Below are 25,319 nucleotides of genomic sequence, written 5' to 3' on the forward strand. Positions count from 1 at the left end.
TGCGGTCCGGCTCTCGCCCTGCAAGAACCGGCATCCGGCCGGGTATGCGGCATCAGCTGCACGTCCCGATGACGGTGGTTCGCGGTGTGGGGAGGCGACTCACCCGGCTCGTTCCGGCGGCGGATTCGCCGGGACCCCGACCCGCCTTCACCATGGCGGCAGCTCAGTGTTGAGTTGCTCGGCAGGCACTCGCTCGATGCGGGTCCAGCCCCTCCAGCCCCGCTCCTCGAGAATCGCCAACAGCCGCGCGGCGTGCGGTGAGGACTCGACCATGGCTGAGTCCAGCAGGTCGACGAACTGATCGTCGAGGCCGTCGTCGGCACCCACTTCGCCGGCTTCCACAGCGCGCACCATCAAGCGTTCCATGATGTCGGCGACCTCGACGATCCGCGGATCGTCGGCCGGCCAGTCGAGTGCCCCGCTGAGAAGGCTGTAGAGCTTCACCATGTCGGGGTCGTCCAGCTCCTCGTGCTTCTTGGCGATCACGGAGTCGATCGCATGCGGCACCTGGGCGGCGATCATGATCCAGGCGTCCCGCTCCATCTCGATGTACCGTTTCTCGACGCCGAGACCGCGCAGCCGGTCGAGGTAGTCCACAACGCTCTGCGGAAGCGCCAGGTGCTCTCCGGCGGCGAGCCTGGCGAGGCGGCTGCGAGTGTCCTGCAGCCGCCGGATCTTGGCGCGCAGGTCCTTGTCGATCTCCTGGACGCTGTCGGCGAACTCCTCCGGGCCGGCCGCGAGGAGTTCCTGCACCCGGCCCAGCGGCACGCCGGCGTCTGCGAGGGTGCGGATCCGGATGAGTCGCACGACCGCGACGGCGTCGTAGATCCGGTATCCGGACCGGTCGCGCTCGGGCTCCGGCAGCAACCCGATCCGGTGGTAGTGACGTACCGCCCGCACCGTCACCCCGGCGTGCGCCGCAAGCTGGCTGATGGTGAGCATGGGTCTCAGGCTGCCTCAAGCGATCTTCCGGCGATAGGCGGCCATCGCGAAGACGTACGCCACGAGGAGGATGCCGACGCACCACGCGAGGGCGGTCCAGATGTCGTCACCGACCGGCTGCTGCGCGAACAGGTTGCGGATCGTGTTGACGATCGAGGTCACCGGCTGATGTTCGGCGAACCAGCGCACCGGGCCGGGCATCGTCTTTGTGGGCACGAACGCCGAACTGACGAACGGCAGGAAGATCAGCGGGTAGGCGAAGGCGCCGGCGCCCTCGACCGACGACGCGGATAGCCCGGGGATCACGGCCAGCCAGGTCAGCGCCAGGGTGAACAGGAGCAGGATGCCGACCACCGCGAGCCATGCCGCCACTCCTGCTCCTGAGCGGAAGCCCATGAGCACAGCGACGCCCACGACGAGCACGAGCGCGATCAGGTTGGCGACCAAAGAGGTGACGACGTGGGCCCACAGCACACCCGACCGCGCGATCGGCATGGACTGGAATCGCTCGAAGATCCCGCTCTTCACATCGGTGAACAGCCGGTACGCGGTGTAGGAGATACCTGAGGCGATGGTCATGAGCAGGATGCCGGGCAGCATGTAGCTCACATACGAAACCGACCCCGTATCGATGGCGCCGCCGAACACGTAGACGAACATCAGCATCATGGCGACCGGCGTGATGGCGGTCGTGATGATGGTGTCCATGCTGCGTGTGACATGGCGTAGGGTCCGCCCCGTGAGCGCGGCGGTGTCGTCGAAGAAATGCGCGGTCATCGCTGCCCCCCAGTCGTCGACCCAGTCACGTCGCTCTCGTCGCTGCCGCCGATGACTGCGAGGAAGATCTCCTCGAGAGTCGGCTGCTTCTCGACATACTCGACCTCGGCGGGCGGGAAGAGCTGCTTGAGCTCGGCGAGGGTACCGTTCACGATGATCCGGCCCTGATGAAGGATCGCGATCCGATCCGCCAGTTGCTCGGCCTCTTCCAGATACTGCGTGGTGAGCAGCACCGTCGTTCCGTGGCCGGCGAGCTCCTTCACCGCATCCCACACCTCGATGCGCGCCTCGGGGTCAAGACCGGCCGTCGGCTCGTCCAGGAATATCACCGGCGCATTCCCTATGAGGCTCATCGCGATGTCCAGCCGGCGGCGCATCCCACCTGAATACGTCGACACTCTCCGCGCACCCGCTTCGCTCAGCGAAAGACGCCTGAGCAGGTCATCCGCGATGGCGCCGGGGTCCTTGACGTGACGCAGCCTGGCGACGAGACAGAGGTTCTCCCGACCGCTGAGGATTTCGTCGACGGCGGCGAACTGCCCGGTGAGGCTGATGGACTCCCGCACGTCCGCCGGTTGCGCGGCAACGTCGAAGCCGTTGACGTTCGCTGCCCCCGCGTCGGCTTCGAGCAGCGTGGCGAGGATCCGTACAGTCGTGGTCTTACCCGCTCCGTTGGAACCGAGCAGGGCGAAGATGCTGCCCGGCGCCACGTCGAAGTCCACACTGCGCAGCACTTCGAGTTTCCCGTACGACTTGTTGAGACCTTTTACGCGAATCGCCGGTCCGGCGATCGATGGGACTGTCATGGTCGCCTTTCTCCCTCGTGGAGCTGTTCCGGGCGACTGCGCGGAAGCTCCACCGGAAGAATGGGGGGTTGACCCAGCGTCAAGGTCAAGCCAGTTCCGACCAATACATCCAGATCACCGGTCGATCGGACACATCACAGCAACGACGGACTGCTTGCCCCGAGCTCGGTAGCCCGCGAAACCGTCATGCTCATAGCTGTCGGACATCAGCGAACCCGCCTGCTTCGCCGGGCGGAAGCGTCGAGGCCGACGAGTCCGCCCGGAAACCGGCTCCTGCACGCCTCCAAAGCCCCCGTCCACACGATCGCCCAGCAGGTCGGCTACAGCTCGCAGTACACCTTCACCCATGCTTGCAAACGCCAGTACGGGTCACCGCCCAGCAACTACCGGCACCACTGCGGCTGAAGCACGACATCCGCGTAGGGATCTTCGAGGTCCGGCGGCCCATGTCTCTGCCGCGCCGCGTGCACGCACCGTCACGGCGAGGGCCTCACTCCACGGGCCCGCCCCCCGCTCCCGGCGCGGCCGGCCCGACGACCGGCGCCCATTCGCGGACGCTCACCACCCGAACTCCCGGTGTGCGGTAGTACGGATCGGCGGACAGGAGGGCGTCCAGCTCGCGGCGGGACACATCGAAGATCAGCGCCGCGCCGCTGTCGTCCGTCCAGGGGCCGGCGGCCACGAGCTTGCCCCGTTCGTGCAGGCAGGCGAGCTGCTTCCGGTGCGCCGGACGGGCCGCGAGGCGCTCGGGGCCATCGGTGAAGGCGAGTTCGAGAATCAACATGCCGCGGAGGGTAAGGTCGCAGGCGTGACCGGGTCTGTATCAACTGCTACAGCCGAGCAGTACCGCTCGTTGGCACATGTGCCCCTGCTGGCATCCCTCCCGGACGACGCCCTGCGGCGGGTGTGGCGCGAATCCCTTCCGCAGACGGCAGCCGCCGGAACGGCTCTGGGCCGGGCCGGCGACCCCGCCGCCCACCTTCTGCTGCTGCTCCGGGGACGGGTGGCCGCCGACACGACGACACGGACGGGCCGCGTGGTCCGCCTCGGGGAGTGGACGGCGCCCTGCGCGCTGGACAAGGTGGCCGTCATCGACGGCGCGGGGCACACCGCCACCTTCACCGCGCTCACCTCCTGTGCCGTACGGCGCCTGCCGCGGGCGCGGTTCCTCGAACTGGTCGACGGCACGGCGCAGGTACGCACCCATGTGCTGCGCGTGCTCGCCGACGACGCCAGGCGGCAGCAGCAGCGGCTGATCGCGGCGGCCACGCTGCCCGCGGAGGCCCGGGTGGCGGCCTGGCTGTTGGAGCAGGCCGCCGCCGCGCCGGGCACGCGCGTAACGTTGCCCGGCGGCCAGCAGGCACTGGCCGACCTGCTGGGCGTGACCCGCGTCACGGTGAACCGTGCGCTGGCCCGCCTCCGGCGGGACGGGCTGCTCGAGATCCGGGGCAGCACCCTCGTCCTTCTCGCACCGGAGCTCCTCGCGCTCCGCGCCCGGGGGTGAGGGACTCACCCCCGGGTGACCGGGTTCGAGGTCAGGCCGGGCCCGCCGCTTCGTCGCCGTCCAGCACCTCGGCCAGCGGCGCGGGCAGGGGTGCCGCGTGCAGCAGGCCGAGGCTCTGCGTCGCCCGGGTCAGCGCGACGTACAGGTCGCTGGTGCCGAACTCGCCGGGCTCGACCACCAGCACCCGGTCGAACTCCAGGCCCTTGGCCTGCCGGGGAGCCAGGAGCACCAGATGCCGGGTGAGGTCGGGCTCGCCGCCCGCGACGACCCCGGGCAACCGGGGAGCCAGCGCCTCGTGCAGACGGCGGGGGGCGATCACCGCGAGGCGCCCCTCCTCGGGGATCCGCGCTGCCGCCGACTCGGCGACCGCCGCGGGCAGGTCCTCGTCCCGGACCTGTCGGGCCCAGGGACGGGTGCCCGTGGAGCGGACGGAGGAAGGCGGCGCGAAACCGGGGTGCCGCTCGCGTACGACGGCGGCCGCGAGCTCCATGATCTCGGCCGGGGTGCGGTAGTTGACTCCGAGCCGGGTGTGCTCCCAGCGGTCCCCGAGATAGGGGCGGAGGATCCCGTCCCAGGAGCCGACACCGGCCTCCTCCCCGGTCTGCACCGGGTCGCCGACCAGGGTCATGGACCGGGTCGGGCAGCGGCGCATCAGCAGCCGCCAGGCCATCGGCGAGAGCTCCTGCGCCTCGTCCACGACGATGTGCCCGAAGGCCCAGGTGCGGTCGGCGGCGGCGCGCTCGGCGGCCGTGCGGTGGTCGGCCTCCTCGTGGCGCTCGGCCATCCGCTCGGCGTCGACGACGTCGTGCGCGCCGAGGATCTCCGACTCGGCGTCCTCGAACTCATACGACTCCGAGCCGCGGGCGACCTCCAGCACCCCCTCCGCGTAGGCGATGCGCTCCTGGCGTTCGGCCTCGGCCGCCGCCCGCTGCGCGCTGTCGTCCACACCCAGCAGCTCGGCGGCCTCGTCCAGCAACGGCACATCCGCTTCGGTCCAGTCCCCGGGCTCGGTGACCGGGCGGCGGATCGCCTCGGCCTCGTGCTCGTCCAGGTGCACGGGGTCGGCCAGGTAGTCGGCGACGAACTCCTCGGGGGTGAGCTCGGGCCACAGGTCGGCGATCGCCGCGTGCACGTCCGGGTTGGCGGCGACCGCCTTGCCGAGCTGCGCGACGTCGTCGGCGCCCAGCAGGTTGGGGCCGCCGTAGGGGTCGGTGCCGATGCGTTCGACGAGTTGCGCGGTGAGCGCGTCCAGCACCCGGAAGGCGAAGTGCGGGCGGGCCAGGTTGTGCTGGAGCCGGGTGGCACGGGCGGCCTCCCGTGCCTCGTCGGCCAGGTGCCAGTCGATGACCAGGTCGCCGTCGTCGTGCGGCACGACCAGCGGCTCGCCCGGTTCGGGCACCTGCTGCCGGTCGCGGACGGCGAGCCGCAGGGCCTCCGCCATCTCCTCGCGGCCCTTGACCACGGCGGCGCGGGGGGTGTCGGTGCCGTGCGCGGTCAGGCCCGGGTAGAGCTCACCGAGGGTGGACAGCAGCACGCCGGTCTCGCCGAGCGAGGGCAGCACCTCGCCGATGTAGGCCAGGAACGCCGGGTTGGGGCCGACGATCAGCACGGCCCGCCTGGCGAGCGACTCGCGGTGCTCGTAGAGCAGGAACGCGGCCCGGTGCAGCGCGACGGCGGTCTTGCCGGTGCCGGGGCCGCCCTCGACGACGAGCACACCGCGGTGCGGTGCCCGGATGATGCGGTCCTGCTCGGCCTGGATGGTGCGCACGATGTCGTTCATCCGGCCGGTGCGGGCCGCGTCGAGCGAGGCGAGCAGGACGGCGTCGCCGGTCGGGTCCTCGTGGCCGGTGCGCTCCTCGTCCCCGAGGTCGAGCAGTTCGTCGTGGATCTCGGTGACGGTGCGGCCCCGGGTGGTGAGGTGCCGCCGTCTGCGCAGGCCCATGGTGGTGTGGCCGGTGGCGAGGTAGAAGGGGCGGGCCACCGGGGCACGCCAGTCGATGAGGACCGGTGTGCGTTCGGTGTCGTCCTCGCGGATGCCGATGCGGCCGATGTGGTGGGACGCTCCGTCGGTGCGGTCGATCCGGCCGAAGCACAGGGAGCCGTCCACGGCGTTCAGCGCGGCCAGCAGTCCGGAGCGCTCCGCGACCCGCACATCCCGCTCGACGCGCGCTTGCTGGGTGCTGCCCTCCGGCTGCTGCGCCTCCCGGACGGCCGAGGCGGTCCGCCCGCGCAGTGCGTCGACCCGCGTGTAGAGGCGGTCGAGGTATTGCTGCTCGTGCTGCAGTTCCGCACTTCCCCGGTTTGACAAAACGGCTCCCTGCCCGGTAATCTCATGCTTGGTCGACAGCCCTCCACGGAGGGCTTTTTCTGTGCGTGCACACAGAAATCCGGAGCTTAGCCAAGAAGATCCCCGGCCCGCAACGCGGTACCGGGGATGTGCGGTCACCGCGCACCCGGTGGAGTGGCGCCCAGGAGTCGGTCCCCGCCCCGGCGCCGCCATCGGACATCCGCCTCGCTCGATCGCCCCGTCACGCCGATCGCCGGTCACCCCGGTTGACCTCGGCACGAGGTGCCGCATAGCGTGCTCGACGCATGCGGCCCGGCCCACCCCGCACGGGTGTCCGAGCCGCACCGTAAGCGTTAACGTCAACCAACGCGTCTCTTCTGCCTGCTCGAACGGCCGAGGTGGCGCGACGGCGTACGCCGGACGGGGCCCCACCGGCCGAGAACGGAGAACGGCCGGTGACCACCGAACCACCGCGTCAGGACGACCCGCGTACCGGGCCCGCGGCCACGGGCCGGCCACCCGCGCCGGAGCCCGTTCCCGAAGCGGCGCCGGAGCGCCGCAGCGGACTGCGGCGGCTGCGCCGGTTCGCGGTCGACACGACGCCGCTGCGCACGGCCCCCTTCCGGCGTCTCTGGTCCTCGACGGTGGTCACCGCGATCGGCAGCCAGCTCACAGCGGTCGCCGTGCCCTTGCAGATCTACGACGACACCGGCTCCTCGGCGCTCGTCGGACTGGCGGGCGGTGCCGCGCTCGTGCCGCTGGTCGTCTTCGCCCTGTGGGGCGGTGCGGTGGCCGATCTGATGGACCGCCGCAGGCTGTTGCTGCTGAGCAACGCCGGTATCGCCGGGACCTCACTGCTGTTCTGGGTCCAGGCCGCCGCCGGGATACGGTCGGTCACCGTGCTGCTGGTGCTGCTGGCCGTGCAGCAGGCGCTGTTCGGGATCAACCAGCCGGCCCGGACCGCCTCGGTGGCCCGCCTGGTGCCCGCGGGACAGCTCCCCGCCGCGACCGCCCTCACCTCAACCGTGGCCCAGTTCGGGCAGATCGTGGGTCCGCTGCTGGCCGGTGCGCTGGTGCCGGTGCTGGGCCTGCCGACGCTGTACCTGTGCGACTCGCTCGCCCTCCTGGTGGCGCTGTGGGCGGTCTGGCGGCTCCCCCCGCTGCCGCCGCTCCAGGCCGCGGCCCGGCGGGCCGGGCTCGCCGACATCGTCGACGGCTTCCGGTACCTGGTGCGGATGCGGCTGCTGCTCGTCTCGTTCCTGGCGGACGTCATCGCCATGGTGCTGGGCATGCCCCGCGCGCTCTTCCCGCAGATGGCGCAACTCGACTTCGGCGGCGCGGAGGGAGGCGGCACCGCGCTCGGCGTGCTGTACGCGGCCATCCCGGTGGGAGCGCTGCTGTGCGGACTGCTGTCGGGGCTCTACTCGCGGGTGAACCGGCACGGTGTGATGGTCGTCCTCGCGGTCGCGGTGTGGGGGCTGTCGATCACCGGGTTCGGACTGTCCGGCCCGCTGTGGCTGGCCGGAGCGGCACTCGCCGTCGCGGGCGCGGCCGACATGGTCTCCATGGTCTTCCGGGGCGCCATCCTGCAGTCCGCGGCGACCGACGAGATGCGGGGACGGATGCAGGGCATCTTCACGGTGGTGGTCGCCGGCGGGCCGCGCCTCGCCGATCTGCTGCACGGCACCGCGGGGGCGGGGGCCGGGACCCGCCCCACCGTCGTCGCCGGAGGCCTGTCGGTGGTGGCCGCCACCGTGGTCCTGGCCGTCGCCGTCCCCGCGTTCTGGCGGTACACGGCTGACCGGTAGCGGCCCGGGATGCTGCAGCGGGGGTACGGCCGGGGCCTTCGGCCCGGCCGCAGCGGGGCCTACAGCGGCGAGAGGTGCATCAGGATCTCGTCCCGGTCGTCCCCGGGGGCGAGCCGGAGGGCGCCGGGCCAGCGGCCGATCTCCCGCCACCCGAGGCGTGCGTAGAAGTCCTCCAGCCCGACCCCGGCGCGGGCGGCGAGCCGGAGCTGCTCCAGCCCCATCTCCTCGCGGGCGACCCGGCGCGCCTCCTGTACCAGCGCCGTGCCGTAGCCCTGCCCCTGCACCTTCGGATGGGTCTGCACATGGTGCAGCGTCCCCCAGTGCGCGATCAGTTCGAACTGGTCACGCCGCAGATTGAGCCACCCCACCAGCTCTCCGTCCCGGACGGCGGCCAGCAGCCGGCAACTGCCCGGGGCCAGCGCGTCGATGATCCGCTCCAGTGCCGGCGCGGTCTCGGAGCGGTCTATCGGCGGGAAGGGGAACCCCGCGGCTCCCCCGGCGTTGCTGACGTCCGTCCAGCATCCGGCAAGCGCTTCGCGCATCGCGGGGCCGACCTGCTCCCGGGCGGTGAACTGCTCGAAAGCCGGGACGCCGCGGGTGGAGTTCCACGGCGTCGGGTGCGTGGGTCCCTCAGGCACGTGCCGATCCCTTCCCCGCCGGGGCCCGGCGGTGGGTGTGGTGGGCGAGTTCGGCGTGCGGATCGTCGCCGAGCGGGGTGTGGTCGATGTGCACCGTGGCGGCGGTGAGCCGGGGTACCGCGTGGATCAGGGCATGCTCGGCCCGCACCGCCAGGCGGTGTGCGCACACGATCGTCAGATGCGCGTCGACGACGATATCGGCCTCGGCGCGGAGCACATGACCGATCCAGCGCATCCGCACCTGCCCCACGCTGCGGACCCCGGGCACCGTGCGCAGCGCCGCCTCGGCCGCGGCGACATGCGCGGGATCGACGGAGTCCATCAGCCGCCGGTAGACCTCGCGGGCGGCGTCCCGCAGCACGACCAGGATGCCGACCGTGATCAGCAGGCCGACCAGGGGATCGGCCGACTGCCATCCGACGGCGGCGCCCCCCGCGCCCAGCAGTACGGCCAGCGAGGTCAGGCCGTCGGCGCGGGCGTGCAGGCCGTCCGCGACCAGTGCGGCCGAGCCGATCCGGCGTCCGGTGCGGATGCGGTAGCGGGCGACCCACTCGTTTCCGACGCATCCCACCAGGGCCGCCGCGGCGACCGCCCACAGGTGGCTGACCCCACGGGGGTCGAGCAGCCGGTCCACCGCCGTCCACGCCGCCAGCACGGCCGACGCCGCGATCGTGAGGACGATGGCGATGCCCGCGAGGTCCTCGGCCCGTCCGTAGCCGTAGGTGTAGCGCCGGTTTGCTGCCCGCCGCCCCAGGACGAAGGCGACCCCGAGCGGCACCGCGGTCAGCGCGTCGGCGGCGTTGTGGAGTGTGTCGCCGAGCAGCGCCACCGAACCGGACAGGGCAACGATCACCGCCTGGGCGACGGCGGTCGCCCCGAGGACGGCGAGCGAGATCCACAGGGCGCGCATCCCTTCCCGGGAGGTCTCCAGCGCGGCGTCGACCTTGTCCGCCGCTTCGTGGCTGTGCGGGGTCAGCAGGTGGGCCCAGCGGCGGCGCAGCCGGACCGCACGGGAGGCGGCCGGTGGGTGCCGGGCCCCGGCGCCGGGTCCGGCGTGGTCTCCGTGGCCGTGCCCGCGGGAGCCGTGCCGGTGGTGGTGTCCGCCGGGTCCGTGTCCGTGGTGGTGGTCGTGCGCGCGGTCGTGCTCTCGCCCCTCCATGAGGGCCACCGTGGCACACGGAATCGATTGCGGCTATTGCCGTCCTACCGTCCCCGACCAGGTGCGACCGGCGCGCAATTGACTACGTGGAGCAGGTGCGGGAGACGGGTCCCGGCGGTGCGCGTGGACCTCGAACGGGGGTGGTGGTGGACGTCGCCGAGCGGGTCGGAGGTGCGGACGCGGCCGGGCGCCGCTGTCCCTGCCGCAGTCGGGCCCGGCCGGGCCCGCCGGGAACACCGGCGGCCCCGGGTGACAGGCAGCCCGGGAGGAGGCACCTGCCCACCGGCGGCGCCGCCGGAAGGAGATGTCACGACGTCACGGCGTCACGATGATTTTCCCGTGCACATGGCCCGAGCGGCTGAGCTCGAACGCGTCGGCCAGCCGGGCGAGCGGGAACACGTCGGCCACCCGCACCGACAGCCGGCCCTCGTCGGCCCATCCGGCCAGGACCGTCAGGTCGTCGCCGCTGGGGCGTACCCACATCCACTGGCCGCCCTTCTCCAGCACCGTGTTGTCCGCGATGGAGGCGTGCCTGCCGCCGTCGGCCAGGACTTCCAGCGTGGTGTCCAGGACCCCGCCGACGAAGTCGGCGACCACGTCGGCGCCTTCCGGCGCGACGGCCCTGATCCGCTCGGTGAGTCCGTCGCCGTAGGCGACCGGCTCGGCGCCGAGCGCACGCAGCCGGTCGTGGTTGGCGGGAGAGGCCGTGCCGATGACGCGGGCGCCGAGCGCGAGGGCGATCTGCACCCCGAGCGAACCCACTCCCCCGGCCGCGTTGTGGATCAGCACCGTCTCGCCCTCGCGGGTGCCGAGCCGGGTGAGTGCCTGGTACGCCGTGAGCCCGGCCAGCGGCAGGCCCGCCGCCTGCTGCCAGGACAGCGTGCTCGGGCGGCGGGCCAGGCACCGCACCGGCACGGAGACGAACTCGGCGAACGTGCCGCCGTGCACGTAGTCCTTGCGGGCGTAGGCCATCACCTCGTCGCCGACGGAGAACTCGGGCGCGTCGATGCCGACCCGCTCGACGACGCCCGCCACGTCCCAGCCCGGTACGACGGGGAAGACGGTGTCCATCATGCCCTGGAGGCCGCCCGCCATGATCTTCCAGTCCACGGGGTTGACCGCCGCGCAGCGCACCCGGACCAGCACCTCCCCCGGTCCGACCTTGGGCAGCGGCTGCCGGGTCGCGGACAGCACCTCCGGGCCGCCGAACCGGTCGTAGGTCATCGCGTGCATCGTCTCGGCGTCGGAGTCGCCGTTGGTCATGGTCACCGCTCCCTTTCGCTCGTTCCCGGTGGGTACGGGGAGTACCGGAACACAGGAGTACCCCGGTGTCCCGTACTCCACTTCTGACCCGGCGCGCTGCTCCGCACACCCGTCGCTCCCCCGCCGCACCGGACGCGGGCTAGCGGTCCGAGGTGTGCAGTGGGAGCAGGTCGGGCCGCTTGGCCTGGACATGATCGCCGGAGGACTCGCCGCGCAGCCGGCGCCCGATCCACGGCAACAGGTACTGCCGGGCCCAGTAGAGGTCGTCCCGCCGCGAGCCGGGCGCCGCCCCGGTCTCCGGCCAGGGCGCGTCGGAGCCGGTGGACGGAGGGAGGCCCAGCACTTCGGCACACCGCGCGGCGACCCGCCGGTGCCCCTCGGGGGAGAGGTGCAGGCGGTCCTCGTCCCAGGCCCTGCGGTCCTGGACGGCCCGCAGCGACCACAGGTCGAGCACCGGGCAGCCGTGCCGGTCCGCGACCGCACGCAGATGGCCGTTGTACGTCGCGATCCTGCCGCGCAGATGGCGCAGCAGGGGGAACTCGCGGGTGTCGAAGCCCGTGCAGACCACCACGGTGCCGACGCGCGGGAGGAGGTCGGCCAGCGCGGACTCGTACCGGGCGGCGAGGGCGTCCGGGTCGGAGCCGGGACGCAGGACGTCGTTCCCTCCCGCGCAGAACGTCACCAGATCAGGGGCGAGTTCCGCGGCTCGGGGCACCTGCTCGGCGACGATCTGGTCGAGCAGCCGGCCGCGTACGGCCAGGTTGGCGTAGCGGAAGGCGCTCGGGTCCCGTTCGGCCAGGAGCACCGCCAGCCGGTCGGCCCAGCCGACGAAGACCCCGTCGCTCCCCGGGTCGCCGACCCCTTCGGTGAAACTGTCCCCGATCGCCGTGTAGGAGGTGATAGGGGGTGCCGTATCCGATGACCACTTTCCTGCCGCACCTGTCACGATATGCATTTCATCAGGACGGATGGGTGCGTGCACAAGCGGGGTCCGGTCGCCGGGCGCCCGCCGCGGGGCGGGGCGCCCGGCGCCGCTCAGTGGGCCTCGGTGAGCTGCCCGGCGAGGCGCTCGTGCATGTCGGCGCTGTGCTCGTTCAGCCCGGTGATGGTGACCTTCTTGCCGTAGCCGGCGTACTTGGTCTGTATCCCGTCCAGTGCGGCGACCGAGGAGGCGTCCCAGATGTGCGCCCCGGAGAGGTCGATGACGATGTCGTCGGGGTCGTTCTTGTAGTCGAACTGGTAGACGAGGTCGTTGGAGGAGGCGAAGAAGAGCTCTCCGGTGACCGAGTACACCGCCTGCGTCCCGTCGGGGTCCGTCACACCGGAGACGTTGACCAGGTGGGCGACGCGCCGCGCGAAGGCGATCATGGCCACGACCGAGCCGACCACCACGCCGATGGCCAGATTGTGGGTGGCGATCACCACGATCACGGTCACCACCATGACCACGGTCTCCGCGACCGGCATCCGCTTGAGCGTCCCCGGCAGCACGGAGTGCCAGTCGAAGGTGCCGACCGCGACCAGGACCATCACCGCCACCAGTGCGGCCATCGGGATGTCCGAGACGATCGGCCCGAAGACCAGGCACAGCACGAGCAGGAAGGCTCCGGCAAGGAAGGTGGACAGCCGGGTCCGGGCCCCCGACGCCTTCACGTTGATCATCGTCTGGCCGATCATGGCGCAGCCGCCCATCCCGCCGAAGAACCCCGTGACGATGTTGGCGACGCCCTGGCCCACCGACTCGCGGGACTTGTTGGAGTGGGTGTCGGTGATGTCGTCCACCAGCTTGGCCGTCATCAGCGACTCCATCAGCCCCACCAGCGCCAGGGCCAGCGCGTACGGCGCGATGACGGTCAGCGTGTGCAGGGTGAAGGGCACGTCGGGCAGACCGGGCACGGGCAGCGCGGAGGGCAGCTCTCCCTTGTCCCCGACCGTGGGCACGGCGATCCCGGCGGCGAGGGTCACGACCGTGAGGATGACGATCGCGACCAGCGGGGCCGGGACCACCTTGGTGATCTTCGGGAAGAGCACCATCATGGCCAGACCGGCGGCGATCAGCGGGTAGACCCCCCAGGGCACCCCGGTCATCTCCGGCACCTGCGCCATGAAGATCATGATCGCCAGCGCGTTGACGAACCCGACCATGACACTCCGCGGCACGAAGCGCATCAGCTTCGCGACCCCGAGTGAGCCCAGGATCACCTGGAAGACCCCGCCGAGGATGACGGCGGCGACGAGATAACCCAGCCCGTACTGGTGGTTGAGCGGGGCGACCACGAGCGCGACCGCGCCGGTGGCCGCGGAGATCATCGCCTTGCGGCCGCCGACGAAACTGATGACGACGGCCATCGTGCAGGCCGCGTAGAGGCCGACACTGGGATCGACCCCGGCGATGATCGAGAAGGAGATCGCCTCCGGGATCAGCGCCAGCGCGACGACCAGTCCGGCCAGCACCTCGGTACGCAGCACCTTCGGCGATTCGAGGAAGTCGGGTCGGCGGATCCGCGGCAGGGACGGGCGCGGCCCGGTGGCCATGGGAGTTTCAGCGGACATGCATCCGTTTCCGTTCAGGCGCACGGCCGGGCCGTACGCGTCGTACGTGCGTGGTCGACTCCGATGCGGGAAGGGCGCACGGCGGGAGGCCCCGTGCCCCGTCGAGTCGGTCTCTCCGCGCGGTCCCGCGCGGCCTGCTGCACCGCGCGCGTTCCGCACAGCACAGCGCCCCCGGGAGGGCTGAGGGCCGAAGCTCGGGCCTGCTGCACCGGAGGCGATTCGGGAGGTACTTCGATGATGACGGAGACGGCTTCCCGTACCGTCACCGGTCGATCGGGCCGCCGGTCGGCGGCCCGGAAGTCTGCGGTGTCCTCACCGCCCACGGCCTTTGTGGTCGGTCTCGGGCTCTGCGGCGGCGCTCCGCGCGCCCGTACATCCTATCCCAGTGCGCCGGATGATCTCGATCCGCCCTCCGTAGGGGGATAGGTTGGCCCGATGAGCGCGCGATTCGAAGAGCTCGACTGGCAGCCGACGGACCTGGGGGAGATCAGCCTGCGGCGCCGCCGTGACCCGTCCTCCGGAGCGGACGTGTACGAGGTCAAGCTCGATGACGACTTCCTCATGTCCAGTCTCTTCACCGAAGGAGAGGTCGCACTCGCCCGGCTCGGCCTGGCCGCGGTGCCCGGGCACGAGCTGGACGTCGTCGTGGGCGGACTCGGCCTGGGCTGGACGGCCGAAGCCGCGTCCCAGGATCCGCGGGTGCGCTCACTCCTGGTGGTCGAGGCACTCGAAGCAGTGATCGGATGGCATGAGCGGGGACTGGTACCGGCCGGCGCCCGGCTGGTACAGGACACCCGGTGCCGCCTGGTGCACGGCGACTTCTTCGCCCTCGCGGAGAACCCGCAGAGTTTCGACCCCGACTCCGCGCACCGGCGCTTCCACGCCGTCCTGCTGGACATCGACCACTCCCCGCGGCATGTGCTGCGGCCCGGCAACGCGGCACTGTACGAGCCCGCCGGACTGCGTCGGCTGGCCCGCCACCTGCACCCCGGCGGGGTGTTCGCGCTGTGGTCCGACGACCCGCCGGACGAGCGGTTCCTCTCCGCCCTAGACGAGGTCTTCGAAGGCGCCGAGGCACACACCGTGCGGTTCGACAACCCGGTGGTGGGCGGCACGTCGGCCAACACCGTCTACACGGCACGTACTCCGCAGCCATGACGCACCGCCCCGGTCGCCTCCGCGGGGCGGGCGGTTGCCCGCGGCCACTCGGTACCGAGGGGGTTTGCCTGCCGCGGCCCGCCGCGCGAGGCTGGAGACGAGAGGTATCCGGCACCCGGATCGAAGGAAAAGGAAGGTGCCTGTGATGCGCAAGGTTGCGGACTGCAGGGATTACCCGAGCGAGTCGAACTGCACCCTCACCATCGCCGGGGAGGAGGACGAGGTGGTCCGGGCAGCGGCCGAGCACGCGGCTTCCGTCCACGACCACACCGACACCCCGGAGCTGCGCGAAGAGGTGCGCAAGATGCTCAAGGACGAGAGGACGCCGCAAGCGGCCTGATCGCCCGCTCCCGCACAACCCTTCGGCGGGGCCCATTCGCCGGGCCCCGGGGAGGAAGCGCTTGCGTGCACCGCCCGCCGGGGCACCCGGCAGAGCCAGGCGGTCACGGAAGATGTCACGCCCTCCGTCCCGAAGCCGGCCGGCTGCAGCGAGTTCCGCCCAGCGGGACACCTCGCACCGGCACGGCGGCGCGATCGGGCGAAGTGCGGCGGTGCGGACGGCGTCAGCCGTGGCCGCGCGTCGGCCCCGAACGACGGCGCGTACGCTGGACATATGTCTGACCCGAAACAATCCGAGCTCGACACCCTGTACGCGGACGCCGACGCGGGTGTGCAGGAGGCTCGGCAGCGCGTTCGCGACGCGTCGGCCGGCAAGGACAGCGCCAGGCTGGACACCGCGCTGGACGAGCTGGAGGCCGCGCTGGCGCACCGAGAGGCGGCACGGCTCCGGACGCGGGAAGACGCCTGGATCCTCACCGCACTCGGCGCGGCCAACGCCATCGACCCGGAGTTCCACGGAGCCGACGCACCGCAGTCGTCCGACGCGGACCCCGGCGGGGAGCCTCCGCGCGTCGGCTGATCCCCCGCGGCCGTCGTACGTGGCAGCCGTCGTACGTGCTGCCCGAACCCCAACCCCTGCCGCACCGGCCCGACGCACTTCGATCGGCTGCGGTTGCGGGCGCGGATGCCCGCGGCGACCAGAACCGCGCCGACAGTCAGCGCCCGAACGGGGTCCCACGGAAGGCGAGCCGGTCGCCCGAGTCTGTCGCCGCTGACCCGGGGCGAAGCACGCAGCGCCGTGGGACCGCGTCCGGTGGAACCCGTCCGGCGCGGGGGCACCTGGCGGTTCCTCCGCGCCGGACGGGAGCGGCGGGGCCGTACCGGGACGGCAGGTCAGCCGGACCGTCCTTCCATGGACAACGACCGCTCCTGCGCGTCCCAGCGGTGCGGATCGTCCTCGAGTTCGGCGCGGTTCCAGGCTCCGTGCACGGCCGCCGCCTCGTAGGTGGTCTGCAGGAAGTCGGTCAGCACCCGGTCGGGCTCGGGGTCGGTGCGGACCACCTCGTACGGGAGCAGGAACTGGCCGTTCTGCTCACTGTAGAAGGCACCGCCGGGAAGCACGGGATGGTCCCGGAAGCCGTCCGGCTCCGGATAGGCGTAGGCGTAGAACGCCCCTTCCTCTCCGCCGCCCGGCCAGAAGCCGCAGCTGCTCAACTCCCGTGAGTAGCCCTCCAGCATCACCCAGTCCCCGCAGTGCGGCGCGCCGCCCGGATGGGGCGGGGCCGGGCGGCCCGAGAACCGGGTGCAGGCCAGGTCCATGGCGCCCCAGAAGAAGTGCACGGGGCTGACCTTGCCAACGAAGCGCGAGCGGAACTGCCCCAGGACGCGCTGCGCCTGGAGGAGCTGGCGCCAGAAGAGCTGGGCGGCCTCGGGGTCGTAGGAGGCGTGCACAGTGTCCTCGGGGAACGGGATCGCCTGCTCCACCTCGTTGGGCCAGGGCTGGATCGGCGTGCGGACTCCCACCTCGTGCAGGGCCCGCATCGTCTCCTCGTAGAACTGCGCGACGGGTTTGGCCTCCAGGCGCACCCGGCGGACGGCTCCGTCGCTGGTGCGGATCCGCAGCGAGTGGTCGGGAAAGTCGAATTCGATGTCGAACGCTCCGGTGCCGTGCGGGATCGTCGAGGTCGTGAGCCCGCTCGGGGTGACATAGAGCGTCACCTGCCACCAGTGGTTGACCAGGGGGGCGTGGGCGAGCCGGATCTTGCCGATGATCTGGGTCCACATATGGAGGGTGTCCCGCGTCCCGGTCCAGTCCGCCACCCGGAGCCGGGGCCACGCCCCACGGCTGTGCGGCGTCGTCAGCTCTGTCATCGCCACCTCCTCGCCGGATTCGGCGTTCTCCACCGATGGTGGGTCCGGTCCGGCGGGCCCACAACTCGGGGACCGGACGCCGCCGCGCGGGCCGTCGGCACGCCACAACACCGTGTGACGCCTCGGTGACGGGGCGGGACGGGCCGCCCGCCGGGCCCGTCCCGCGAGCGTGCGCGAACCTCGCGGGCCGCCGAACTCCCCGGGGGGTCAGCCCTGTCCGGCGCCGGGGGCCGGAGACGGATGGCCGGCTCCCGGCGGTGCGAAGATGTCGCGGCTGTCGAGCAGGCCGCTGAAGAACGTCTCGGGGCGGGTGGTGCGCGCCTGTGCGTGTTCGGCCGGGCTGATCGGCACGGCGTTGATGAGGCGCACCGGCTCCACGCGGGTCTCCAAGGCGGCACGCTGTTCCCGCGCCCAGGGGCCGGCCAGGAAGACACTGCGGCAGCCGGGGAAGGCGGGGATCTCGTCCTCGAAGCCGATCAGCTCGCCCCAGCCGAGCGGTTGGCCGCGCGTCCACGGGTAGGCGGCCAGGTTCGCGAGCCGCATGGCCAGGCGCTGTTCGGCATCCCGCTCCAGCGGCCCGCGCCGGAAGAGCCGCAGTTCGGCGCGGCCGCCCGGCCCTTTGCCCCGCGGCGGCATGGGGTGGGCCGACATACCGACCGTGGCCAGGGCCGTCGTCGCGGCCGGGTCTCCCGCACGGTAGAGCAGGACGTCGAGGCGCTGCAGGGGCTGCGGGCCGTCGTCGAAGGTGACGCCGTCGTCCTCCACGCCCAACTCGTCGCGCAGAGCGTGGAAGACGTCGCGAAGTATCGGTGGCGCCGGCACGACCGCGAGCCTACCGGTCCGCTCCGGACACCGGTACGCGTCACGCCGCTCGGTGAACGGCTCGCCCGGGCCGGCCGTGCCGTGGTGGCCGGACACCGGCCACCACGGCGGAAGTTCAGGAGGAGCGGCGCCGGACCAGCTCGGTGGGGAGCACCAGGCGGGGCTGCTGCTCGGCACCGGCAGCTCCGGGCGCGGTGCGCGGCGGGTCCTGCTGGGCGCGCGCCATCAGGTCCAGCAGCATCCGGACCATGGCGCGCCCCATCTCCTCGATGGGCTGCCGCACGGTGGTCAGCGGCGGATCCATGTGCCGTGCCACGGCCGAGTCGTCGAACCCGACCAGGGCCACGTCCCCGGGAACCTCCCGGCCGGCTTCGCGCAGCGCCAGCCGGGCTCCGGCAGCCATCACGTCCGAGGCGCAGAAGACCGCGTCCACCTCCGGGTCCCGGGCGAGCAGTTCCCGCATGGCGCGGTGCCCGCCCTCCTCCGTGAAGTCGCCCTGCACGACCAGGGGGCCGTCCGCGCGGAGGCCGCCGTCCTCCGCGTCCGGCGGCGGGGCGCTCTCCCGTCCGGCCGCGCGGAGCGCCGCGTGGTAGCCGGCCAGGCGGCAGCGGGCCCCGTAGATGTCCGGCGGCCCGGTGACGGTGGCGACCTTCCGCCGCCCGCGGCCGATCAGGTGCTCGACGGCGAGCTGGGCGCCGAGGAGGTTGTCGGAGTCCACGTAGGGCAGCTGCTCGGCATGGGAGCGGCGGCCGCTGAGCACCGCGGGCATGCCGACCTCCCGCAGCAGGTCGGGCAGCGGATCGTCGCCGTGCACGGACACCAGCAGGACGCCGTCCACCCGGTGCGCCGCGGCGTACTGGGCGAAGCGCTCGCGTCCGCGCTGGTCGCGGATGAGGGTCAGCAGAAGCTGCATGTCCGTGTCGCCGAGCTCGGCGCTGACCCCGCGCAGGATCTCGGAGAAGTAGGGCTCGGCGAACAGGCGGTTCTCCTGCTCCGGGACGACGAGGGCGATGGCGTCCATGCTCCCGGCCGCCAGTGCCCGCGCGGCGCGGTTGGGGACGTAGCCCAGTTCCGCCACGGCGGCATTGACCGCGTTGCGGGTGCGTTCGCTGACCCGGGGGGAGCCGTTGATGACCCGGGAGGCGGTTCCCCGCCCCACGCCCGCACGCGCGGCGACCTGTTCCAGGGTCGGCCCGGATTTCCCGGTGCCGTCCGCGCGGGCTGCTGGCATGGACGCGTCCTCCTTGTTCCCGGGCCCTGCGGGTGCCCGGTCCACCACCTGGTGGGCGACCGCCGTGCCGCCGTGCGACGGGCCGCCACCCGTGGGGCCGACCCCACGTGTCGGGCCCATTCAACTACATCCGCCCGCTCCCGGCTCCGGGAGCGCTCCCTTGTCCGATCCCTTGACGCGGCTCTGTTCCTCCCACATGCTGCAACGCACTGATGGGAGCGCTCCCATTCCAGCGCTTCCCGCTTTCGCAGGTCCGGGAGGGACGGCACAGCCATGCGTACGACCAGGAAGAGAACCACGGGGCGACCGCTGCGCAGCGGGCCCCTCGCCTGCGGCCTGGCGGCCGTACTGGGGGCGGGCGCGCTGACCGGGTGTGCCCAGGACAGCGGCGGCTCCGGCGGCGAGGACGGCAGGACCACCCTGTCGGTCGGGGTGTTCGGAGTCTTCGGCTACAAGCAGGCCGGCCTCTACGACGAGTACGAGAAGCTCCACCCGGACATCCGGATCAAGGAGAACTCCACCGAGCGGAACGAGGACTACTACCCGGCCCTGCTCAACCACCTGTCGGCCAACAGCGGACTGAGCGACATCCAGGCCGTCGAGGTCGACAACATCAACGAGGTCGCCGGGCTGCACGCGGACAAGCTCGTCGACATGGCGAAGGTCGAGGGGGTACGCAAGTCCGACTGGCTCGACTGGAAGTGGAACCAGGCCAAGGCCGACAGCGGCCAGGTCGTGGGCCTGGGCACGGACATCGGCCCGATGGGCGTCTGCTACCGCAAGGACCTGTTCGGGAAGGCCGGACTGCCCACCGACCGTGAGGAGGTGGGCAAGCTGTGGCAGGGCGACTGGTCGAAGTACGTCGACGCCGGTGAGAAGTACATGAAGTCCGCGCCGAAGGGCACCGCCTTCATGGACGGCGCAGCCGGCCTCTACAACGGCGCGGTCTCCAGCTATCCGGTCAAGTACTACAGCGCCGACGGCAAGCTGGTCTACAAGAAGAGCGAGGGCGTCCGGGAGTCCTGGGACCTGGCCATGCGCGCGATCAAGGGCGACATGACCGGCAAGCTCAAGCAGTTCGACAAGGAGTGGGACCAGGGCTACGCCAACGGGGACTTCGCCAGTGTGGTCTGCCCGCCCTGGATGCTCGGCTACATCAAGGAGAAGGCCGGGGACAAGGGTGCGGGCAAGTGGGACGTGGCCGCGGCGCCCAGGCCCGCGAACTGGGGCGGCTCGTTCCTGACCGTCCCCAAGGGCGGCAAGCACCGCAAGGAGGCCGTCGAGCTGGCCACGTGGCTGACCGCACCCGAGCAGCAGGCCAAGCTGTTCGAGAAGCAAGCCAGCTTCCCCAGCTCGCAGGCGGCCTACGCGCTGCCCGAGGTCAAGGACGCCGAGCACCCGTACTTCGACGACGCGCCCATCGGGAGCATCTTCTCCGAGGCCGCCGAGGGCATCCCCACCACTCCGCTCGGGCCGAAGGACCAGGTGATCAAGACGACGATCTCCGACATCGGCATCCTCCAGGTGGAGCAGCAGGGCAAGAAGCCCCAAGAGGGCTGGGACGCCGCGGTGAAGAAGATCGATGACGTCGTCGAGGACTGAGCCGCTCCCCCGCGTGCGGGAGGCCGGGCGCCCCGTCCCGGCGGACGGCGGCCGCGAGCGCTCCCAGGAGCGCCGCGGCCGGCGGCGCCACCGGTGGGACGCCCGGTTCAGCCCCTACGCGTTCGTCGCGCCGTTCTTCGTGTTCTTCGCAGCGTTCGGCCTCTTCCCGCTGCTGTACACGGGCTGGGCCTCGCTGCACAAGGTCTCGCTGCACGACCCGACCCGGATGGAGTGGGTCGGGCTGCACAACTTCTCCAGGCTGCTGGAGGACGACTTCTTCTGGAACGCGCTGCGCAACACCCTGACCATCGGCGTCCTGTCCACCGTGCCGCAGCTGCTGATGGCCCTGGGCCTGGCCCACCTGCTCAACTACCGGCTGCGCGGGTCCACCTTCTTCCGCGTCGCGATGCTCACGCCCTACGCCACCTCGGTGGCCGCCGCGACGCTGGTGTTCACGATGCTCTTCGGCCGCGACTACGGGATGATCAACTGGGGTCTCGGACTGCTCGGCATCGAGCACATCGACTGGGAGAACGGCACCTGGACCTCCCAACTGGCCGTCTCCTCCATCGTCGTGTGGCGGTGGACGGGCTACAACGCGCTGATCTACCTGGCCGCCATGCAGGCCGTCCCGGACGACCTGTACGAGTCCGCGGCGCTGGACGGAGCCAACCGCTGGCAGCAGTTCCTGCACGTCACGATCCCCGCGCTGCGACCGACGATCCTGTTCACGGTGGTCGTCTCCACCATCGGCGCCACCCAGCTGTTCGGGGAACCGCTGCTGTTCGGCGGCTCGCAGACCGGCGGCGGTTCGCACCAGTACCAGACGCTGGGGCTCTACCTCTACGAGCAGGGCTGGTTCGACTTCCAGCTGGGCCGGGCCTCCGCCATCGCCTGGACGATGTTCCTGCTCCTCATCGTGATCGGCCTGGTCAACTGGCTGATCGCGCGACGCCTCAACAGCACCGGCAAGTGAAGGGATGGACATGCTGCCGACGACGGCCCGGCGCCGCGCCCGCGGAGCGGGCACCGGGGCGGCCCCCCGCAAGGCAGGCAGTGCCGGACGGCACCTGCACGCGGGACGGCTGACCTACGGCATCCTGCTGCTCTTCACCGCCGGTTCGCTCTTCCCGCTGATCTGGACGGCGATCGCCGCCTCCCGGAACAACCAGCGGCTGGCCGAGACGCCGCCGCCGTTCTGGTTCGGCGGCAACCTGTTCAGCAACATGGCCACGGCGTGGCAGGACGCGAACATGGGCAAGGCGCTGCTGAACACCACCTTCGTGGCCGGCAGCATCGCCCTGAGCACGGTCGTGTTCGCCACGCTGGCCGGATACGCCTTCGCCAAGCTCCGCTTCCGCGCGAAGAACGCGCTGCTGATGACGGTGATCGGCACGATGATGGTGCCGCCGCAGCTCAGCGTGGTGCCGCTGTTCATGGCGATCGCCGAACTGGAGTGGACCAACCAGCTCCAGGCGGTGATCCTGCCGATGATGGTCAACGCCTTCGGCGTCTTCTTCATGCGCCAGTACCTCGTCAACGCGCTGCCGACGGAGCTGATCGAGGCCGCACGCGTGGACGGTGCGCACAGCCTGCGCGTCGTGTGGCACGTGGTCTTCCCCGTGGCCCGGCCGGCGATGGCCGTACTGGGGATGCTGACCTTCGTACTGGCCTGGAACGAGTTCTTCTGGCCGATCATCGCGCTGACCCAGGACAACCCCACCGTGCAGGTCGCCCTGACCGGCCTGGGGCGCGGATACATCCCCGACGAGTCGGTCATCATGGCCGGCGCCCTGCTGGGGACCCTGCCGCTGCTGCTCGCCTTCACCGTGTTCGGCAAGCAGATCGTCGGCGGCGTCATGCAGGGGGCCGTCAAAGGCTGACCCGAGACCGTGCGCGACGGGCCGTGGGACCCGACCGCACGGACCGGAGCCGTGGGGGGGGGGGGGGGGGGGGGGGGGCCCCCCCGCCCCCCCCCCCCCCCCCCCCCCCCCCCCCCCCCCCCCCCCCCGCCCACCACCCCGAACCACCCCGCACCACCACGAGTCAGGGCACAGTCGTGCCCGCAACCCCGGGAGCGCTCCATGACATCCGTGCAGGCCGATTCCGCGGCGGAGACCACCGCCCCGCTCCGCTTCCCGAGCGGCTTCCTGTGGGGCGCCGCCACCTCCGCGTACCAGATCGAAGGCGCCGTGCGGGAGGGCGGACGGACCCCGTCCATCTGGGACACCTACTCCCACACCCCCGGCAGGGTGGCCGGCGGCGACACCGGGGACGTGGCCTGCGACCACTACCACCGCTACCCGGAGGACGTGGCACTGATGGCCGAACTGGGCCTGGGCGCCTACCGGTTCTCCGTTTCCTGGCCGCGGGTCCAGCCCACCGGGCGCGGCCCCGCGGCGCAGCGCGGGCTCGACTTCTACCGGGCGCTGGCCGACGAACTCCTCGGCGCGGGCATCACCCCGCTGCTCACCCTCTACCACTGGGATCTGCCGCAGGAGGTGGAGGACGAGGGCGGCTGGCCGGCCCGGGAGACCGCCTACCGCTTCGCGGAGTACGCGGGCCTGGTCGCCGAGGCGCTCGGCGACCGGGTGGAGATGTGGACCACGCTCAACGAGCCGTGGTGCAGCGCGTTCCTCGGCTACGGTTCCGGGGTGCACGCGCCCGGCCGTACCGACCCGGTCGACGCGCTGCGGGCGGCGCACCACCTCAACCTCGGGCACGGGCTGGCCGTCCAGGCGCTGCGCGCGGCCCTCCCCGACCGCGCGCAGGTCAGTGTGAGCCTGAACCCGGCGGCCGTGCGCCCGCGTACCGGCACCCCGGCCGACCGCGACGCGGCCCGCCGCATCGACGCGCTGGCCACCCGCGTCTTCACCGGGCCGATGCTGCACGGCAGGTACGACACGGACCTGCTGGAGGACACGGCGCAGCTCACCGACTGGTCCTTCGTCCGGGACGGCGACCCGGCCCTCGCCCACCAGCCGCTCGACGGGATCTGCGTGAACTACTACACGCCGACCGTCGTCTCCGCCGCCCCGGTCGGCACCGAACCCGAGCGCGACGACGGGCACGGCGGCAGCGCGCACTCCCCCTGGCCGGGCGCCGACCGGGTCGCCTTCCACCAGCCGCCGGGCAGCCGGACGGCGATGGGCTGGAGCATCGACCCCGGCGGTCTGACCGAGTTGCTGCTCCGCTTCCACCGGGAGGCGCCCGGGACACCGCTGTACGTGACCGAGAACGGGGCCTGCTACCCCGACGCGCCGGACGCCGAGGGCCGGTTCCACGACCCGGAGCGGCTCAGCTATCTCCGGCGCCATCTGCGGGCCGTGCACCGGGCCGTCGAGGAGGGCGCCGATGTGCGGGGCTACTTCACCTGGTCGCTGCTGGACAACTTCGAGTGGGCCTGGGGCTACGACAAGCGCTTCGGACTCGTACACGTCGACTACCCGACGCAGCGCCGCACCCCCAGGTCCAGCGCCGCCTGGTACGCGCGGGTGGCCCGCTCGGGGGAGCTGCCGCCGGAGTGACCCGCACCCGTGCGGCGGCCCCCGTCCGCGGGGAGCGCCGGCCTGCGGCCGCCGCTCCCGGCGGGGCCGGGCTCAGCTCGTCGGGTTGTGTGCGAGGACGGCTTCGAGGAGCCCCGGCTCGGACTGCGGAAAGTCCATCGGAATGATGCCGAGACCGGTACGCCCGGCCATTCCGGAGCCGTCGAGGAACGTCCGCACCTGCGGGTTGAGCCGGTCCGCGTTCCAGGCGGGCGGCAGCCCGGCGGCGGTGCTCGTGAAGTTGACGTACCAGGGGCCGGGTTCGTCCGCCGCCTGGCGGAACTGGTCGGTGATCCTGTCCCACTTGGCGAACGGCTCGGCCTGGTAGTCGTCCTGGACGTCGAAGAGCTCCGGGTCGGCCCAGCGGAGGCCGGGCAGACCTCCGTTGTCGGCGAGGACCACGACCTTGCCGCGCGCCTCGCCCAGGGTGGGCGGCGTGCTGTCGAGCCGCAGGAGGGAGCGCCATCCCTTCTCGTCCAGGTACACGTCGAAGATCCGGCGGAACTCCTCGTCGCCGACCGACGAGTACTCCTGCTTCACCCGCATCAGGACCGTCTCGCCGGGGTGCGCGGCGAGGAAGTCGCGGCAGGCGATGAGCACGTCACCGAACATCAGATGCTGGTAGAAGGCGCCGTGGTGGACGGCGAACACCCCGTCGACGGCCCGGCAGCGCACGTCCAGGAAGCGGATGCCGGCTGCCAACTGCCGCCCGATCGGCGTGTCCTGGCACTCCACCCAGGCGCCGCCGTACCGCGCTCCCGAGTCGTGGCTGCCGGGGATGGTCAGCGAGCGCAACGGAGTGGTGTCCGCCAGTGGCGCCATCCAGTCCTGCGGGGCGGGCCGCCGCCGGGAGCGCGCCCGCGCCCCGCTGCGCGCCACGGCGACGCCGCCGGCCGCGGAGGCCAGCACCCCGGCCGCCGGCAGTACGGCCGCGCCCCTGAGAAATCCCCGCCTGTCCATGTCCGAACTCCCCCGTCGGTCCGCGTCGATGTCCGCGCACATCATGGTCGAGC

The 25,319-nt window shown here is 72.0% G+C and carries 24 protein-coding genes; 10 read left to right on the forward strand and 14 right to left on the reverse strand.

From position 1 onward, the window contains the following. Positions 1 to 147: 147 nt before the first annotated feature. From ACFYNS_RS01425 to ACFYNS_RS01435, 3 genes are read right to left on the reverse strand one after another with little or no spacing between them, the layout of a single operon-like run. The gene (locus tag ACFYNS_RS01425; RefSeq protein WP_360299799.1) at positions 148 to 942 is read right to left on the reverse strand and encodes a MerR family transcriptional regulator; all 795 of its coding nucleotides are present in this window, start codon (positions 940 to 942) and stop codon (positions 148 to 150) included. Between the two features lie 15 nt (positions 943 to 957). After that, positions 958 to 1,719, reverse strand: a complete 762-nt coding sequence (locus ACFYNS_RS01430; protein ID WP_360299802.1) for an ABC transporter permease — start codon at positions 1,717 to 1,719, stop codon at positions 958 to 960. After that, positions 1,716 to 2,525, reverse strand: coding sequence for an ATP-binding cassette domain-containing protein (locus tag ACFYNS_RS01435; RefSeq protein ID WP_360299805.1), 810 nt, complete (start codon positions 2,523 to 2,525; stop codon positions 1,716 to 1,718). Before ACFYNS_RS01435 ends, ACFYNS_RS01430 begins: the two co-directional genes overlap by 4 nt. A 186-nt stretch (positions 2,526 to 2,711) precedes the next feature. Here ACFYNS_RS01435 and ACFYNS_RS01440 point away from each other — a divergent pair, with 186 nt between their 5' ends. Then, a complete protein-coding gene (locus ACFYNS_RS01440; RefSeq protein WP_360299808.1) occupies positions 2,712 to 2,930 on the forward strand; it encodes a helix-turn-helix domain-containing protein in 219 nt (72 codons plus the stop codon). Between the two features lie 85 nt (positions 2,931 to 3,015). Here the strand turns inward: ACFYNS_RS01440 and ACFYNS_RS01445 are convergent, their stop codons facing one another. Then, on the reverse strand, positions 3,016 to 3,309 hold the full coding sequence (locus ACFYNS_RS01445; RefSeq protein WP_360299810.1) for a YciI family protein: 294 nt from the start codon (positions 3,307 to 3,309) through the stop codon (positions 3,016 to 3,018). 24 nt (positions 3,310 to 3,333) lie between these two features. Here ACFYNS_RS01445 and ACFYNS_RS01450 point away from each other — a divergent pair, with 24 nt between their 5' ends. Further along, the gene (locus ACFYNS_RS01450) at positions 3,334 to 4,029 is read left to right on the forward strand and encodes a Crp/Fnr family transcriptional regulator (protein WP_388599991.1); all 696 of its coding nucleotides are present in this window, start codon (positions 3,334 to 3,336) and stop codon (positions 4,027 to 4,029) included. 31 nt (positions 4,030 to 4,060) lie between these two features. Here the strand turns inward: ACFYNS_RS01450 and ACFYNS_RS01455 are convergent, their stop codons facing one another. Continuing rightward, positions 4,061 to 6,337, reverse strand: a complete 2,277-nt coding sequence (locus ACFYNS_RS01455; protein WP_388599994.1) for a HelD family protein — start codon at positions 6,335 to 6,337, stop codon at positions 4,061 to 4,063. A 434-nt stretch (positions 6,338 to 6,771) separates the two neighbouring features. On the opposite strand from ACFYNS_RS01455, the gene ACFYNS_RS01460 reads away from it, so the two are divergent. After that, positions 6,772 to 8,124, forward strand: coding sequence for an MFS transporter (locus ACFYNS_RS01460; protein WP_388599997.1), 1,353 nt, complete (start codon positions 6,772 to 6,774; stop codon positions 8,122 to 8,124). Positions 8,125 to 8,183: 59 nt separating this feature from the next. Here the strand turns inward: ACFYNS_RS01460 and ACFYNS_RS01465 are convergent, their stop codons facing one another. From ACFYNS_RS01465 to ACFYNS_RS01485, 5 genes are all read right to left on the reverse strand, one after another. After that, positions 8,184 to 8,666: a GNAT family N-acetyltransferase gene (locus ACFYNS_RS01465; RefSeq protein WP_360300864.1), complete on the reverse strand. Its 483-nt coding sequence runs from the start codon at positions 8,664 to 8,666 to the stop codon at positions 8,184 to 8,186. An 88-nt stretch (positions 8,667 to 8,754) separates the two neighbouring features. Then, positions 8,755 to 9,921 carry a cation diffusion facilitator family transporter gene (locus ACFYNS_RS01470; RefSeq protein WP_360300855.1) on the reverse strand — a complete coding sequence of 389 codons (1,167 nt, stop codon included), beginning with the start codon at positions 9,919 to 9,921 and terminating at the stop codon, positions 8,755 to 8,757. Positions 9,922 to 10,236: 315 nt separating this feature from the next. Further along, positions 10,237 to 11,154 carry an NADP-dependent oxidoreductase gene (locus tag ACFYNS_RS01475; protein WP_360300861.1) on the reverse strand — a complete coding sequence of 306 codons (918 nt, stop codon included), beginning with the start codon at positions 11,152 to 11,154 and terminating at the stop codon, positions 10,237 to 10,239. A 169-nt stretch (positions 11,155 to 11,323) separates the two neighbouring features. After that, positions 11,324 to 12,130 (reverse strand): SGNH/GDSL hydrolase family protein, encoded by an 807-nt coding sequence (locus tag ACFYNS_RS01480; protein WP_388600001.1) that lies wholly within the window; start codon positions 12,128 to 12,130, stop codon positions 11,324 to 11,326. Positions 12,131 to 12,219: 89 nt separating this feature from the next. Then, positions 12,220 to 13,719 carry a SulP family inorganic anion transporter gene (locus ACFYNS_RS01485; protein WP_388600282.1) on the reverse strand — a complete coding sequence of 500 codons (1,500 nt, stop codon included), beginning with the start codon at positions 13,717 to 13,719 and terminating at the stop codon, positions 12,220 to 12,222. A gap of 453 nt (positions 13,720 to 14,172) precedes the next feature. Between ACFYNS_RS01485 and ACFYNS_RS01490 the strand changes: the two genes are divergently transcribed. The 3 genes from ACFYNS_RS01490 to ACFYNS_RS01500 all read left to right on the forward strand — a co-directional run bounded on the left by ACFYNS_RS01490 (position 14,173) and on the right by ACFYNS_RS01500 (position 15,814). After that, positions 14,173 to 14,895, forward strand: coding sequence for a spermidine synthase (locus tag ACFYNS_RS01490; RefSeq protein ID WP_388600004.1), 723 nt, complete (start codon positions 14,173 to 14,175; stop codon positions 14,893 to 14,895). Between the two features lie 145 nt (positions 14,896 to 15,040). Further along, entirely contained in the window at positions 15,041 to 15,235 is a 195-nt protein-coding gene (locus ACFYNS_RS01495; protein WP_360300843.1) for a DUF1059 domain-containing protein, read from the forward strand. A 273-nt stretch (positions 15,236 to 15,508) separates the two neighbouring features. After that, positions 15,509 to 15,814, forward strand: a complete 306-nt coding sequence (locus ACFYNS_RS01500; protein ID WP_388600006.1) for a hypothetical protein — start codon at positions 15,509 to 15,511, stop codon at positions 15,812 to 15,814. A gap of 314 nt (positions 15,815 to 16,128) precedes the next feature. Here ACFYNS_RS01500 and ACFYNS_RS01505 read toward each other — a convergent pair whose 3' ends face one another. The 3 genes from ACFYNS_RS01505 to ACFYNS_RS01515 all read right to left on the reverse strand — a co-directional run bounded on the left by ACFYNS_RS01505 (position 16,129) and on the right by ACFYNS_RS01515 (position 19,159). After that, positions 16,129 to 17,106 carry a DUF5996 family protein gene (locus ACFYNS_RS01505; protein ID WP_388600009.1) on the reverse strand — a complete coding sequence of 326 codons (978 nt, stop codon included), beginning with the start codon at positions 17,104 to 17,106 and terminating at the stop codon, positions 16,129 to 16,131. A 207-nt stretch (positions 17,107 to 17,313) separates the two neighbouring features. Then, positions 17,314 to 17,928, reverse strand: coding sequence for a suppressor of fused domain protein (locus tag ACFYNS_RS01510; protein ID WP_388600012.1), 615 nt, complete (start codon positions 17,926 to 17,928; stop codon positions 17,314 to 17,316). A 115-nt stretch (positions 17,929 to 18,043) separates the two neighbouring features. Next, the gene (locus ACFYNS_RS01515; protein WP_360298070.1) at positions 18,044 to 19,159 is read right to left on the reverse strand and encodes a LacI family DNA-binding transcriptional regulator; all 1,116 of its coding nucleotides are present in this window, start codon (positions 19,157 to 19,159) and stop codon (positions 18,044 to 18,046) included. A 273-nt stretch (positions 19,160 to 19,432) separates the two neighbouring features. Between ACFYNS_RS01515 and ACFYNS_RS01520 the strand changes: the two genes are divergently transcribed. The 4 genes from ACFYNS_RS01520 to ACFYNS_RS01535 all read left to right on the forward strand — a co-directional run bounded on the left by ACFYNS_RS01520 (position 19,433) and on the right by ACFYNS_RS01535 (position 24,288). After that, complete coding sequence (locus ACFYNS_RS01520) at positions 19,433 to 20,761, forward strand: extracellular solute-binding protein (RefSeq protein ID WP_360298072.1); 1,329 nt, start codon at positions 19,433 to 19,435, stop codon at positions 20,759 to 20,761. Beyond that, positions 20,742 to 21,737 carry a sugar ABC transporter permease gene (locus tag ACFYNS_RS01525; protein ID WP_360298075.1) on the forward strand — a complete coding sequence of 332 codons (996 nt, stop codon included), beginning with the start codon at positions 20,742 to 20,744 and terminating at the stop codon, positions 21,735 to 21,737. Before ACFYNS_RS01520 ends, ACFYNS_RS01525 begins: the two co-directional genes overlap by 20 nt. A gap of 10 nt (positions 21,738 to 21,747) precedes the next feature. Next, positions 21,748 to 22,644 (forward strand): carbohydrate ABC transporter permease, encoded by an 897-nt coding sequence (locus ACFYNS_RS01530; RefSeq protein ID WP_388600015.1) that lies wholly within the window; start codon positions 21,748 to 21,750, stop codon positions 22,642 to 22,644. A gap of 201 nt (positions 22,645 to 22,845) precedes the next feature. Further along, entirely contained in the window at positions 22,846 to 24,288 is a 1,443-nt protein-coding gene (locus ACFYNS_RS01535) for a GH1 family beta-glucosidase (protein ID WP_388600017.1), read from the forward strand. A gap of 72 nt (positions 24,289 to 24,360) precedes the next feature. Here ACFYNS_RS01535 and ACFYNS_RS01540 read toward each other — a convergent pair whose 3' ends face one another. After that, positions 24,361 to 25,266 (reverse strand): phosphatidylinositol-specific phospholipase C, encoded by a 906-nt coding sequence (locus tag ACFYNS_RS01540; RefSeq protein ID WP_360298084.1) that lies wholly within the window; start codon positions 25,264 to 25,266, stop codon positions 24,361 to 24,363. Positions 25,267 to 25,319 lie beyond the last annotated feature (53 nt).

Origin of the sequence: Streptomyces sp. NPDC006925, assembly GCF_042869575.1 — a bacterium.
Taxonomy (GTDB): Bacteria; Actinomycetota; Actinomycetes; order Streptomycetales; family Streptomycetaceae; genus Streptomyces.

Excerpts from the sequence above, each read along its gene's own strand:
- ACFYNS_RS01475 (WP_360300861.1), bottom strand. The coding sequence starts at position 11,154 with ATGCACGCGATGACCTACGACCGGTTCGGCGGCCCGGAGGTGCTGTCC.
- ACFYNS_RS01530 (WP_388600015.1), top strand. The coding sequence starts at position 21,748 with ATGCTGCCGACGACGGCCCGGCGCCGCGCCCGCGGAGCGGGCACCGGG.
- ACFYNS_RS01425 (WP_360299799.1), bottom strand. The coding sequence starts at position 942 with ATGCTCACCATCAGCCAGCTTGCGGCGCACGCCGGGGTGACGGTGCGG.
- ACFYNS_RS01495 (WP_360300843.1), top strand. The coding sequence starts at position 15,041 with ATGCGCAAGGTTGCGGACTGCAGGGATTACCCGAGCGAGTCGAACTGC.
- ACFYNS_RS01500 (WP_388600006.1), top strand. The coding sequence starts at position 15,509 with ATGTCTGACCCGAAACAATCCGAGCTCGACACCCTGTACGCGGACGCC.
- ACFYNS_RS01440 (WP_360299808.1), top strand. The coding sequence starts at position 2,712 with ATGCTCATAGCTGTCGGACATCAGCGAACCCGCCTGCTTCGCCGGGCG.
- ACFYNS_RS01485 (WP_388600282.1), bottom strand. The coding sequence starts at position 13,719 with ATGGCCACCGGGCCGCGCCCGTCCCTGCCGCGGATCCGCCGACCCGAC.
- ACFYNS_RS01505 (WP_388600009.1), bottom strand. The coding sequence starts at position 17,106 with ATGACAGAGCTGACGACGCCGCACAGCCGTGGGGCGTGGCCCCGGCTC.
- ACFYNS_RS01430 (WP_360299802.1), bottom strand. The coding sequence starts at position 1,719 with ATGACCGCGCATTTCTTCGACGACACCGCCGCGCTCACGGGGCGGACC.
- ACFYNS_RS01465 (WP_360300864.1), bottom strand. The coding sequence starts at position 8,666 with ATGCGCGAAGCGCTTGCCGGATGCTGGACGGACGTCAGCAACGCCGGG.
- ACFYNS_RS01515 (WP_360298070.1), bottom strand. The coding sequence starts at position 19,159 with ATGCCAGCAGCCCGCGCGGACGGCACCGGGAAATCCGGGCCGACCCTG.
- ACFYNS_RS01470 (WP_360300855.1), bottom strand. The coding sequence starts at position 9,921 with ATGGAGGGGCGAGAGCACGACCGCGCGCACGACCACCACCACGGACAC.
- ACFYNS_RS01535 (WP_388600017.1), top strand. The coding sequence starts at position 22,846 with ATGACATCCGTGCAGGCCGATTCCGCGGCGGAGACCACCGCCCCGCTC.
- ACFYNS_RS01490 (WP_388600004.1), top strand. The coding sequence starts at position 14,173 with ATGAGCGCGCGATTCGAAGAGCTCGACTGGCAGCCGACGGACCTGGGG.
- ACFYNS_RS01435 (WP_360299805.1), bottom strand. The coding sequence starts at position 2,525 with ATGACAGTCCCATCGATCGCCGGACCGGCGATTCGCGTAAAAGGTCTC.
- ACFYNS_RS01445 (WP_360299810.1), bottom strand. The coding sequence starts at position 3,309 with ATGTTGATTCTCGAACTCGCCTTCACCGATGGCCCCGAGCGCCTCGCG.
- ACFYNS_RS01540 (WP_360298084.1), bottom strand. The coding sequence starts at position 25,266 with ATGGACAGGCGGGGATTTCTCAGGGGCGCGGCCGTACTGCCGGCGGCC.
- ACFYNS_RS01525 (WP_360298075.1), top strand. The coding sequence starts at position 20,742 with ATGACGTCGTCGAGGACTGAGCCGCTCCCCCGCGTGCGGGAGGCCGGG.
- ACFYNS_RS01520 (WP_360298072.1), top strand. The coding sequence starts at position 19,433 with ATGCGTACGACCAGGAAGAGAACCACGGGGCGACCGCTGCGCAGCGGG.